The organism is Kitasatospora sp. NPDC002227 (genome assembly GCF_040296285.1).
Classification (GTDB): Bacteria; Actinomycetota; Actinomycetes; order Streptomycetales; family Streptomycetaceae; genus Kitasatospora.
Window position 1 is genome coordinate 1 of record NZ_JBEOWY010000094.1, and the last position, 11,729, is coordinate 11,729.

At 72.7% G+C, this 11,729-nt stretch carries 11 protein-coding genes and 1 pseudogene; 6 read left to right on the plus strand and 6 right to left on the minus strand.

The features are described from left to right. Positions 1-263, plus strand: a pseudogene (locus tag ABT095_RS37845) (2-oxoacid:ferredoxin oxidoreductase subunit beta); the annotation flags it as partial. Here the strand turns inward: ABT095_RS37845 and ABT095_RS37850 are convergent. Further along, positions 232-684: a winged helix-turn-helix transcriptional regulator gene (locus ABT095_RS37850; protein WP_350534182.1), complete on the minus strand. Its 453-nt coding sequence runs from the start codon at positions 682-684 to the stop codon at positions 232-234. The pseudogene ABT095_RS37845 and the gene ABT095_RS37850 overlap by 32 nt on opposite strands. Positions 685-751: 67 nt before the next feature. Here ABT095_RS37850 and ABT095_RS37855 point away from each other — a divergent pair, with 67 nt between their 5' ends. The 3 genes from ABT095_RS37855 (at position 752) to ABT095_RS37865 (ending at position 3,156) form a co-directional block, all read left to right on the plus strand. Then, positions 752-1,639, plus strand: a complete 888-nt coding sequence (locus tag ABT095_RS37855) for an SDR family oxidoreductase (protein WP_350534173.1) — start codon at positions 752-754, stop codon at positions 1,637-1,639. A gap of 108 nt (positions 1,640-1,747) precedes the next feature. Continuing rightward, positions 1,748-2,665 carry an EamA family transporter RarD gene (gene rarD / locus ABT095_RS37860; protein WP_350534174.1) on the plus strand — a complete coding sequence of 306 codons (918 nt, stop codon included), beginning with the start codon at positions 1,748-1,750 and terminating at the stop codon, positions 2,663-2,665. Between the two features lie 137 nt (positions 2,666-2,802). After that, positions 2,803-3,156 (plus strand): hypothetical protein, encoded by a 354-nt coding sequence (locus ABT095_RS37865; protein WP_350534175.1) that lies wholly within the window; start codon positions 2,803-2,805, stop codon positions 3,154-3,156. Positions 3,157-3,161: 5 nt separating this feature from the next. Here the strand turns inward: ABT095_RS37865 and ABT095_RS37870 are convergent, their stop codons facing one another. The 3 genes from ABT095_RS37870 to ABT095_RS37880 are packed head-to-tail and all read right to left on the minus strand — an operon-like array spanning position 3,162 to position 6,230. After that, entirely contained in the window at positions 3,162-4,034 is an 873-nt protein-coding gene (locus ABT095_RS37870) for an ABC transporter permease (protein WP_350534176.1), read from the minus strand. Beyond that, complete coding sequence (locus ABT095_RS37875) at positions 4,021-4,992, minus strand: ABC transporter ATP-binding protein (protein ID WP_350534177.1); 972 nt, start codon at positions 4,990-4,992, stop codon at positions 4,021-4,023. The genes ABT095_RS37870 and ABT095_RS37875 overlap by 14 nt, the downstream gene beginning before the upstream one ends. Next, positions 4,992-6,230: a LolA family protein gene (locus tag ABT095_RS37880; RefSeq protein ID WP_350534178.1), complete on the minus strand. Its 1,239-nt coding sequence runs from the start codon at positions 6,228-6,230 to the stop codon at positions 4,992-4,994. The genes ABT095_RS37875 and ABT095_RS37880 overlap by 1 nt, the downstream gene beginning before the upstream one ends. Before the next feature lie 219 nt (positions 6,231-6,449). Here ABT095_RS37880 and ABT095_RS37885 point away from each other — a divergent pair, with 219 nt between their 5' ends. Both ABT095_RS37885 and ABT095_RS37890 read left to right on the plus strand, forming a co-directional pair. Continuing rightward, positions 6,450-8,981, plus strand: a complete 2,532-nt coding sequence (locus tag ABT095_RS37885; RefSeq protein ID WP_350534183.1) for a bifunctional FO biosynthesis protein CofGH — start codon at positions 6,450-6,452, stop codon at positions 8,979-8,981. A gap of 123 nt (positions 8,982-9,104) precedes the next feature. Then, complete coding sequence (locus tag ABT095_RS37890; RefSeq protein ID WP_350534179.1) at positions 9,105-10,208, plus strand: ADP-ribosylglycohydrolase family protein; 1,104 nt, start codon at positions 9,105-9,107, stop codon at positions 10,206-10,208. A gap of 85 nt (positions 10,209-10,293) precedes the next feature. On the opposite strand, the gene ABT095_RS37895 is transcribed toward ABT095_RS37890, so the two are convergent. Together ABT095_RS37895 and ABT095_RS37900 are read right to left on the minus strand one after the other, a co-directional pair. Further along, positions 10,294-10,491 (minus strand): DUF397 domain-containing protein, encoded by a 198-nt coding sequence (locus ABT095_RS37895; RefSeq protein WP_350534180.1) that lies wholly within the window; start codon positions 10,489-10,491, stop codon positions 10,294-10,296. Beyond that, positions 10,488-11,345 (minus strand): helix-turn-helix domain-containing protein, encoded by an 858-nt coding sequence (locus ABT095_RS37900; RefSeq protein ID WP_350534181.1) that lies wholly within the window; start codon positions 11,343-11,345, stop codon positions 10,488-10,490. Before ABT095_RS37900 ends, ABT095_RS37895 begins: the two co-directional genes overlap by 4 nt. Positions 11,346-11,729 lie beyond the last annotated feature (384 nt).

An 11,729-nucleotide genomic window follows, 5' to 3' on the forward strand; every position in this document is an offset into this window, starting at 1 on the left:
CCATCGCCACCGTCACCGACACCAACCGCGACCAGGTGCTCGTCCACGACGCCCACCACACCAGCCCCGCCCGCGCCTTCGCCCTCACCCGCCTCGCGGACGCGGACACGCTGCACCACACCCCCATCGGGGTCATCCGCAACACCACCCGCCCGGTCTACGACACCCTGATGGCCGACCAGCTGAGCCAGGCGGTGGCGAGCAAGGGCGCCGGCGACCTGGCCGGCCTGCTCAAGGGCAACGACACCTGGACGGTGGTCTGACGCGGCGCGGCGCGGCGCCCGCGGCGGGCTCAGCCGCGGCGTCGTAGCTGTCGCGCGCCTCGGTGACGGCGCACATCCGGCCCTCGACCCAGTGGGCCAGGGCGGAGACCATGGCGGCCGCCTCGGCGCCCATCGGGGTGAGGCTGTAGTCGACCCGGGGCGGGATGACGGGGTGCACCACGCGGAGCACCATGCCGTCCCGCTCCAGGGTCTGCAGGGTCTGGGCGAGCATCTTCTCGCTCACGCCGGAGACCCGGCGGCGCAGCTCGCTGAAGCGGTAGCCGCGCTCGCTGAGGGCGATCAGCACCAGCACGCCCCAGCGGCTGGTGACGTGCTCGAGCACGCCGCGCGAGGGGCACATCCGGTCGTAGACGTCGGGCATCCGGTCGAGCAGGGTGGCCGCGTCCGGCGTGGGGGTCATTACGTCCATGTCAGTACCCTACTTTGAAGTGCGTACTTACGAAAGGTTAGTACCCCTCCTAGGGTGAGTGAGGAATCGAGAACGCACCACCCCCTGGGAGAACACCGTGATCGTCGTCACCGGAGCCACCGGACAGCTCGGCCGCCTGGTCGTCGAGGGCCTGCTGGCCACCGTCCCCGCGAGCGAGGTGGCCGTGGCCGTCCGCTCGGCCGAGAAGGCCGCCGACTGGGCCGCGCGCGGCGTGACCGTGCGGGAGGTGGACTACGACCGCCCCGAGACGCTGGCCACCGCCTTCGCGGCGGGTGACAGGGTCCTGCTGATCTCCAGCAACGTGATCGGCAGCCGCACCCCGCAGCACCGCGCCGTGGTCGAGGCCGCGCAGGCGGCGGGCGTCGCCCTGCTCGCCTACACCAGCATCCTGGGCAGTGCCACCTTCGGTCTGGCTGACGAGCACCACGAGACCGAGGCGATCGTCCGCGACTCCGGTCTGCCGTACACGCTGCTGCGCAACGGCTGGTACACCGAGAACTACACCGCCCACGCGGCCGGCGCCGTCGAGCGCGGCGCGGTGGTCGGCAGCAGCCACGGCGGCCGGGTGGCCACCGCGGCCCGGGCCGACTACGCGGCGGCCGCGGTGGCGGTGCTGACCGGCGAGGGGCACGAGGGCCGGGTCTACGAGCTGAGCGGTGACGTGGCCTGGAGCCAGGACGAGTACGCCGCCGAGCTGGCCGCGCAGTCCGGCCGCCCGGTGGCGCACCAGGACCTCAGCCCGGAGGAGTACCACGCGGTGCTGGTCTCCACCGGGATGCCGGCGCCCTTCGCGGACGTCTTCGTGGCCGTCGAGGCGGGCATCGAGCGGGGTGAGCTGGCCGGTACGAGTGGCGAGCTGGCCAGGCTGATCGGCCGCCCGACCACCCCGCTCGCGGACACGGTCAAGGCGGCGCTGGCCTCCTGAGCGGCCTCCCTGGGGTGTCATGACCAAAACGTGGATACGTAGATGACAGGCCTGCCCTCCGCCCGCTAGCGTCACCCCGACGGACAGCGGACGAAGGGCAGGCCGGGCATGGTCGGGAGCAGCCAGCGGGAGGCCACGCGAGGCGTCTGGTACGGCGCCACGGCGTACGGGATATGGGGGCTCTTCCCGCTCTTCTGGCCGCTGCTCGAACCGGCCGGGGCGGTGGACATCCTGGCCAACCGGATGGCCTGGTCCCTGGTGGCCGTCGCGGTGATGCTCGCCGTGCAGCGCAAGTGGCAGTGGATCCGGCCGCTGCTCGCCGAGCCGAAGCGGCTCGCGCTGTGCGCGGCCTCGGCCGTACTGATCTCCGTCAACTGGGGCGTCTACATCTGGGCGGTGAACTCCGGGCACGTGGTGGAGGCCAGCCTGGGGTACTTCATCAACCCGCTGGTGATCATCGCCTTCGGCGTGCTGCTGCTCGGCGAGCGGCTGCGCACCGTGCAGTGGACGGCGGTCGGGATCGGCGCGCTGGCCGTCGTGGTGCTCACCCTCGGCTACGGGCGGCTGCCCTGGATCGCGCTGACCCTCGCCTTCTCCTTCGCCTCCTACGGCTTCCTGAAGAAGAAGGCCGGCCTGGGCGGCGCGGAGAGCCTGGCGGTGGAGAGCGCGGTGCTCTTCCCCTTCGCGGTGGCCTACCTGGTCTACCTGGCGGCGACCGGCCAGGGCAGCCTCGGCCACGGCTGGGGCCACAGCGGGCTGCTGATGGCCAGCGGGGTGCTGACCGCGGTGCCGCTGGTGGCCTTCGGGGCGGCGGCGGTACGGGTGCCGCTGACCACGCTGGGGATGCTGCAGTACCTGGCGCCGGTGTTCCAGTTCCTGATCGGGGTGGCGGTCTTCCACGAGTCGATGCCGCCCGCCCGGTGGGCCGGGTTCGCGCTGGTGTGGGTCGCGCTCGGGGTGCTCAGCTGGGACGTCGTCCGCGGGATGCTGCGCACCGCGCGGCAGGAGGTCGAGCTCACGGCGTGACGGTCGGTGGTCTGGACCTCACGGCGTGAAGATCTCCTTGCGGGATCTCCTCAACCGGGGCACCGGCCTGCTAACGTCCCCCTTGCCGTACCTACCCCGCTCGGCTGCCTGCCGACGCGCCACAGGATGGGGTCGCGATGGTCCAGCTCCCGGGGCAGCTCGCCCGTCCGTTCCGCCGCTCCGCCACGCAGGCGGGGGAGCCGGTGCGGGTGCCCGCCGTGCGGCGGGAGATGGACGCTGCCGAGACCGGTGAACTGCTGATCTCCCCGGGCCTGATCCGCTGGCAGCGGCACGGCCGCCCGGCCATCCCGCTGGCCCGCCCGTACCGCCTCGACCGGGTCGACCTCAAGGGCTCCCACCGCGCCCGCCTGCACGGCCTGACCGCCGGTGTCCGGCTGGTCTGCCCCGACTGGTCCCCGCTGTTCCTGATCGCCCCGGCCCAGCTCCCGGTGCTCGCCCTCGCGGCGGCGACCTCGCGGGCCGGGGGGTAGCACCGCTACGAGTTCACGTCCCGGCTGGTGAAGCGGGTCCAGGCGGCGGCGCCGAAGACGGCCACGTACGCGGCCTGGAGGCCGAGGTTCTGCAGGACGTTGTCCCAGTGCATCGGGCTGCGGAGCAGGTCGCTGAAGCTCAGCCACTGGTGGGTGAAGAGGAAGGGCTGGATCGCGGAGAGCTGGGGGAAGCTGTCCAGGATCTGCACGATGATCACCAGCCCGACGGTGACGGCCATCGCGGCCACCCCGCTGGCCGTCAGGGTCGAGACGAACAGCCCGATCGCGGCCAGCCCGGCCAGCGAGAGGGCGACCACGAAGGCGATCAGCACGGCCCGCAGGAGTGAATCGGCGAAGCCGACGGTGTCCCCCGTCAGGAGGGTCGCCCGCCCGAGCGGGAAGAGCGCGGCGCCGGTCGCCAGCGCGGCCAGCGCGACCGTCACGGTGGCGGCCAGGCAGAACACCAGCGCGGCGGAGAACTTGGCCACCAGCAGCCGCGTCCGCCCGGCCGGGGCCACCAGCAGGTAGCGCAGGGTGCCGGTGCCCGCCTCCCCGGCGAGCGAGTCGCCCGCGACCACGCCGACCGTCATGGGGAGGAAGACCGGCAGCGAGAGCGCCAGCGCGGTGAAGACCAGGAACAGACCGTTCTGGGTCACCTGTGCGACGAAGGCCGGGCCCTCACCCCGGGAGGCGCCGCCGGTCTCCACCCGGATCACCACCCCGATCAGCACCGGCAGCGCGGCCAGGAAGCCGAGCATGGCGATCGTGCGGGCCTTGCGGAAGGTGAGCGAGAGCTCGCTCCCGAAGAGCGCCAGGAAGCCGCCCACCGTCGTGCGGCGGGCCCCCGGCGATACGGCCGTCGCTTCAGCCGGCGACATCGAAACCCTCCCCGGTCAGCGCCACGAAGGCGTCCTCCAATGTGCCCCGCTCCAGGCCGAAGCCCTGCACCCGGACCCCCGCCTCCACCAGCGCCGCGCACAGCTTGGCCAGCGCGTCACCGTCCAGCTGCCCGGCCGCGGCGTCGATCCGGCCGTCCTCCACCCGCAGGTCGGCGACCTGACGGCCGGCCAGCACCTCGGCGGCCTGCGCCGTGTCCTCGGTCCGGACCACCAGGCGGCCCTGGGCGCGGGCCGCCAGCTCGGCGACCGTGCCCTGCACCACCAGCCGGCCGCGGGACATCACGGCGGCGTGGCCGCAGACCTGCTCGATCTCGTCCAGCAGGTGCGAGGAGAGGAAGACCGTGGTGCCCTCGGCCGCCACCTCGCGGATCAGGGTGCGGATCTCCCGCATGCCCTGCGGGTCCAGCCCGTTGGTCGGCTCGTCCAGCACCAGCAGCTCGCGCGGCTGGAGCAGCGCGGCGGCCAGGCCCAGGCGCTGCTTCATGCCCAGCGAGTACGCCTTGGCCCGTTTGCCGGCCGCCGCCGTCAGGCCGACCCGCTCCAGCGCGTGGTCGATCCGGGCGGCCCGGGTGCGGCCCTCGGAGGTCGGGTCGGCGGCGTCGAACCGGGCCAGGTTGGCCCGGCCGGTCAGGTGCCCGTACAGCGCCGGACCCTCGATGAGCGCTCCCACCCGGGGCAGCACCGCGCCGACGGACTGCGGCATCGGCGCACCGAGCACCGTGGCCGCCCCCGAGGTCGGCGCGATCAGACCCATCAGCATCCGGATGGTGGTGGTCTTCCCGGAGCCGTTGGGCCCCAGGAAGCCGAAGACACTGCCCCGGGGCACCGTCAGGTCGAGCCCGTCCACGGCGAGCTGGCCGCCGCGGAAGCGCTTGGTCAGCCCGCGGGTGCGGATCACGTCGTCCGGGGCGTCGCCCCGGGTGGGAGCGCTCGTCATTACTTGACCCCGGCGGCGTTCTGCAGCACGGGGAGGGTCACGGCGCCGGCGAAGTAGCGGCCGTCGTCGGTGACCAGCACGTTGACCAGCGTGGTGCTGATCAGCTGACCGCCCTTGACCGGCTTGCCGAGCGCCTTGAACAGGCCGCCGACGTTCTGCGGCGCGCCGTGCTTGCCGGCCACGGCCGGGGCCTCGCCGGTCGGCAGCTTGCCGCTCACCACCGTGAGCCAGCTGTTGTCCTCCACCGTGGGCTGGGCGGCCCCGGCCTTGCCGGTCTCCGGCTTGGTGCTCCCGGGCTTGGTGCCCTCCGGCTTGGTGCCCTCGGGCTTGCCCAGGAAGGTCCAGGGGTCGTCCTGCGGCGTCACCGTGCCGTGCTTGCCGGCCAGGTCCTTCTGCTCGGTCACCTTGGCGCCCTTGGGCACGGTGAACTCGAAGGTCTTGGCCGAGGGCCTGGCGAACGAGACCTCGCTGAAGCGGGTGTTCAGCACGGTCGAGCCGGAGTCCGAGGTCACCAGCACCGAGAGCGGCACGCCGTTGTCGGCGTCCACCGCGATCCGGATCCCGCCGATGGTCGAGCCGCTCTGCTTGGGCTTGATGTTCAGCAGGTAGGCCTTCTGCCCGGCCACCGTCGCGGTGCCGTCCACCGTGACGGAGGTGGTCGCCGCGGTGTGCGCCAGCAGCTGCTTGGCGGCCTCCTGCGGGGTGACCGGCGCGAGGGTCTCGGGGAGCTGGTGGTGCTCGGCGCCCTGCGGGGCCGTCAGGTGCACGGCCTCGTTGCTGTTGCTGTCCCAGGCCCAGAGCTCGGCCCCGTTGTGTACCAGCTCGTAGCCGGAGAGCCGGTCCACCAGGCCGATCCGCTGGCGGTCCGGCCCGTCCAGCGCGAGCTGGATCGTGTGGTCACCGCCGAGCAGGGCCAGCGCCCGGCCCTGCGGGTCGGCGTGGCTGCCGCCCTTCTCCGAGCCGCCGCGCATCATCCCGCCGGCCGCGTTCATCAGCTGGGTCGGCAGCCCGAGGTCCACCGAGAGCTTGACCGTGCCGGAGAGCGCCTGCACGTTTGAGGCGGCGACCTTGGCCACCAGCTGGTCCGCCGTCAGCGGGGGCAGGCTCGGCCCCGAGTCGCTGGCCAGCGCGGGCACCAGGCCGATCCCGGTGCCGACGGCCGCGACCACCGCGACCGGCACCAGCACCCGCGCCGCCTTGCGCCGCCCCGCCCGGTACGACTGGTCCTTCTCCTCCATGACGCCTTCCCCTCCGTCCAGAGTTCTCAACTGTCCTGCCCCACCATTGAAACCGTCCGCACCCCGGCGGGGCATCGTCCTGAGGAGGCAACTCCCGGTACGCCGATGGGCTCAAGGGACCCTGACTCCGTCTCAGGGTTGGCGTAGTCCCGGAGGACGAGTGGGTTCGCGTATGGTCACCCCATGGCTACGCACGACTCCACTCCGACCACCAATGCCATGCGGCGGGCGCTGCACCGGGCCAGTACGGGCGTCGCGCTCGACGTCGCCGAGGCGGCCGTGCTGCTGCAGGCCAGAGGTGCGGATCTGCGGGAGCTGTGCGCCAGCGCGGCCAAGGTGCGCGACGCCGGGCTGGCGGCGGCCGGGCGGCCGGGCGTGGTCACGTACTCGAAGAAGGTGTTCATCCCGCTCACCCGGCTCTGCCGGGACCGCTGCCACTACTGCACCTTCGTCACCGTGCCGGGCAAGCTGCGCGCCGAGGGCAAGGGGATGTTCCTCTCCCCGGACGAAGTCCTGGAGATCGCCCGGCAGGGCGCCGTGCTCGGCTGCAAGGAGGCCCTCTTCACCCTGGGGGACCGGCCGGAGACCCGCTGGCCCGAGGCGCGCGAGTGGCTGGACGCGCACGGCTACGACGACACCCTCGCCTACGTGCGGGCGATGGCGATCCGGGTGCTGGAGGAGACCGGCCTGCTGCCGCACCTCAACCCCGGGGTGCTGAGCTGGCAGGACTTCCAGCGGCTCAAGCCGGTCGCGCCCTCGATGGGCATGATGCTGGAGACCACGGCGACCAGGCTCTGGAGCGAGCCCGGCGGCCCGCACCACGGCTCGCCGGACAAGGAGCCGGCCGTGCGGCTGCGCGTCCTGGAGGACGCCGGCCGCAGTGCGGTGCCGTTCACCACCGGGGTGCTGATCGGGATCGGCGAGGACTTCACCGAGCGGGCCGAGGCCTTCTTCGCGATCCGCCGCACCGCCCGGCAGTACCACGGCGTCCAGGAGGTGATCGTGCAGAACTTCCGGGCCAAGCCCGACACCGCGATGCGGGCGGCGCCCGACGCCGAGCTGGAGGAGCTGGCCGCCGCGATCGCCGTGGGCCGCCTGGTGCTCGGCCCCTCCGCGCGGATCCAGGCCCCGCCGAACCTGGTGGCGGGGGAGTACGAGCTGATCATCGGCGCGGGCATCGACGACTGGGGCGGCGTCTCCCCGCTGACCCCCGACCACGTCAACCCCGAGCGCCCCTGGCCGCACCTGGACGAACTGGCCGAGCGCACCGCCGAGCAGGGCTTCGAGCTGCGCGAGCGCCTCACCGTCCACCCCGAGTACCTCCAGCGCGGCGAGCCCTGGCTCGACCCGCGCCTGCTCCCGCACGTGCGCGCCCTGGCCGACCCCGAGACGGGCCTGGCCCGCGCGGACGCCAGGCCCGTCGGCCTGCCCTGGCAGGAGCCCGAGGAGCTCCAGACCACCGGCCGCACCGACCTGCACCGCACCGTCGACACCGAGGGCCGCACCGGTGACCGCCGGGCCGACTTCGAGGAGGTGTACGGCGACTGGGCGGCGCTGCGCGAGCAACTCCCGAAGCAGGTCGAGCGGTTGACCGGTGACGTACGGGAGGCGCTGGCCGTCGCGGCCGACGACCCGACCAGGCTCACCGACGAGCAGGCGCTCACCCTCTTCCACGCCGAGGGCCCGGCCCTGGACGCGCTCTGCGCCATCGCCGACGACGTCCGCAAGGCAGCCGTGGGCGACACCGTCACGTACTGCGTCACCCGGAACATCAACTTCACCAACGTCTGCTACACCGGCTGCCGGTTCTGCGCCTTCGCGCAGCGCCGCACCGACGCCGACGCCTACACCCTCTCCCTCGAGCAGGTGGCCGAACGGGCCGCCCAGGCCTGGGAGGTGGGCGCCACCGAGGTCTGCATGCAGGGCGGCATCCACCCGGACCTGCCGGGCACCGCCTACTTCGACATCGCGCGGGCGGTGAAGGAGCGGGTGCCGGGCATCCACGTGCACGCCTTCTCGCCCATGGAGGTGGTCAACGGGGCCAGCCGGACGGGCCTTTCGATCCGCGAGTGGCTGATCCGGGCCAAGGAGGCGGGCCTGGACTCCATCCCCGGCACCGCCGCCGAGATCCTGGACGACGACGTCCGCTGGGTGCTCACCAAGGGCAAGCTGCCCGCCGCCACCTGGGTCGAAGTGGTCACCACCGCCCACGAGTCGGGCATCCGAAGCTCGTCCACCATGATGTACGGGCACGTGGACACCCCGAGCCACTGGCTGGGCCACCTGCGGCTGCTCGCTCGGATCCAGCAACGGACCGGCGGCTTCACCGAGTTCGTCACGCTCCCGTTCATCCACACCAACGCGCCGGTCTACCTGGCGGGCATCGCCCGGCCCGGCCCGACGGCCCGGGACAACCGCGCCGTGGTGGCGATGGCCCGGCTGCTGCTGCACCCGCACATCCCCAACATCCAGACCAGCTGGGTGAAGCTGGGCGCCGAGGGCGCCGCCGAGATGCTCCGCTCGGGCGCCAACGACCTCGGCGGCACGCTGATGGAGGAGACCATCTCCCGGATGGCCGGCTCGGCCTACGGCAGCTACAAGTCCGTCCGCGACCTCCAGGCCATCGCCGAGGCGGCCGGCCGCCCGCACCGCCAGCGCACCACCCTCTACGGCGCAGTCCCCGAGGAACGCCGCCGGGCGGCCCTCGCCTCGGACGGCCACCTGCCGGAGCTGCTCCCGGTCCTCGACTGACCCTGTCGAAGGACTGGTGTTCCCACTTCCCGGTGGACCTGGTCAGGCATTCGAATACAGTGCGAGTGCGCTCCGACCCCGGCGGCGCTGCCCCTGTGGCCGACGAAAGGTGCCGAGCCGGTGATGCCCCTGTGGTCACGTGCCCAGCAGCAGGACTTCCGGAGCCGGGTGCGCGGCTGCCTGCTCGGCGGCGCGATCGGTGACGCGCTCGGCGCCGGGGTGGAGTTCGAGCCGCTGGAGAAGATCCGGGCGGCGCACGGCCCGCTGGGCGTGACGGGCTACGTGCCCGCGTACGGGCGGCGCGGCGCCGTCACCGACGACACCCAGATGACGCTGTTCACCGTGGACGGCCTGATCCGCGCCCACATCCGCCGGGACGGCGGCAGCTGGCACCCGCCGACCGACGTGCACCGGGCCTACCTGCGCTGGGCCGACACCCAGCGGGACTGGGGCCCGGACGAGCGCCGCAAGGACCTCGGCTGGCTCGGCCGCCAGGAGTGGCTCTACGCCCGGCGCGCCCCCGGCGAGGCCTGCCTGACCGGCCTGAGCGGCCCGGACGCCGAGCGGCTCGGCACCCTGGAGGAGCCGCGAAACCCGCAGTCCAAGGGCTGCGGCACGGTGATGCGGGCCGCGCCGTTCGGCCTGCTGACGGCCTGGGAGCCCGGTCTGGTCTTCCAGCTGGCCGTCGAGTGCTCGGTGCTGACCCACGGGCATCCGACCGGCTACCTCGCGGCGGGCGCGCTCGCGGTGATCGTCCACGCCGTGACCAGGGGCGGCACCCTGGAGGAGGGCGTCCACCTCGCGCTGGCGCTGCTCTCCGAGCGGCCGGGCCACGAGGAGACCACGGCGGCGCTGCGGGCCGCGCTGGACGCGGTGCGGGCCGGCGAGCCCTCGGCCGAGCGGGTCGAGGCGCTGGGGGCCGGCTGGGTGGCCGAGGAGGCGCTGGCGATCGGCGTCTACTGCGCGCTGGTCGCCCACGACGTCAGCTCGGGCCTGCTGCTCGCCGTCAACCACTCCGGCGACAGCGACTCCACCGGCACCGTCTGCGGCAGCCTGCTCGGCGCCCTGCACGGCGAGACGGCCCTCCCGCCCGCTCTGGTGACCGAGTTGGAGGGCCGGGCGACGCTGCTCGAGCTGGCCGACGACCTCGTCCTGGAGCTGCTGCACGGCCCCGAACTGCACCGCGCGGGCGAGCGCACGCCCTGGCTGGAGCGGTACCCGATCTGAGCCCGCGCCACCCTCCCGGACGCGCCGGTGCCCGCCGTACGGGGGGCGGCGGGCACCTGGTCGCGGGGCAGGTCAGCAGTCGGTCTCAGACGGTGCCGAAGTCACCGGCACCGGCCGCGGCGGCGAAGGCGGCCCAGGCCTCGGCGGTGAAGTGCAGCTGGGGGCCCTCGGGGTCCTTGGAGTCACGGACGGCCACGGCGGCCGCGGCCGGGACGGCCACCTCGACGCAGTTGCCGTTCGGGCCGCTGTAGCTGCTCTTGCGCCAGGTCAGGTTGCTGGTCATTTCGTGAACCTCTCGACGTAGGTGTTCATCAACTGGCGGGTCTCCGTCACGCTGGCTGCGGCGGCCCGCAAGTGGTCGTACATATGGGTATAGCGGCGGACGTCGGTCTCCTTCTCGAGGTAGAGATCGCTCGTCACTCCTTCGAAGTAGACGACCGTGGAATCCGCCGATTCCGGGAACTCCATCAGGGAGAATGTCCCGGTCATGCCGGGATGGGCCCCGTGCGAGAACGGGATCACCTGGATGTTGATGTTCGGCCGCTCGCCGAGCTCGATGAGTTGGTAGAGCTGGTCCGCCATGACCTGCGACCCGCCCACCTCCCGCATCAGCACGGCCTCGTCTATGACCACCCAGAAGCTGCCCAGCGGGTTGTCACCGTAGATCCGGCTCTGCCGCTTCAGCCGGACGTCCACCCGGCGTCTGACCGCGGCCACGTCGTAGTCGGGCGAGCTGCCCGCCACGACGGCCTCCGCGTACTGCCGGGTCTGCAGCAGCCCCGGCACGTAACTGGTCTCGTAGGCCCGGATCGAGGAGGCCTCGGCCTCCAGCCCGATGTAGACGCTGTACGGGATGTCCCCGAACTCGTGCCACCAGCCGCGCTGCCGGGACTCCCGGGCCATCTCCATCAGCCCGGCCCGGATCCGCTCGTCACCGACCTCGTACACGTCGCAGAGGTCGCGCACGTCGCGCTGGCTGATGCTGCGTCGGCCGTTCTCCAGTCGGCTGATCTTCGACTGGGAGACCATCAGGCGCCCGGCGACCTCTTCGGCCGTCATGCCCCGAAGCTCGCGCAGGCGCCGCAGTTCGGCGCCGAGACGGCGTCGGCGCACTGTCGGATTGATGCTGGCGGACACATCGACCTCCGGCCGGACCTCTGGCACACCGAGGAGCGGTGTGCCACGGAAGAGTGTGGAAATTGGTACCAACCCCCCTGACTTGGAGCAGCATGTCATCTCGGCCGAGGTCGGCGCCGGGGAATCGGTCCAGGAAGATAGAACAGACCGTCAGAAAATCACTCAAACGTGACTCTGCGACTTGCGCTCCACCCTCCGGAACCGGTAATGAACCGGCGCCCCTGCCGGTAGTCCTACCCGGAACCCGTGTCGGGGAACGGCGACGGGGCGGTCCGCCCGGCAGACTGCTGCCGGGCGGCGGAGAAGAACTGGCCGTACAGGAAGCTGCCGACCACCGTCACCAGCGAGACCCGGCGCACCTGCGGGTCGGCCGCCATGGCCTTG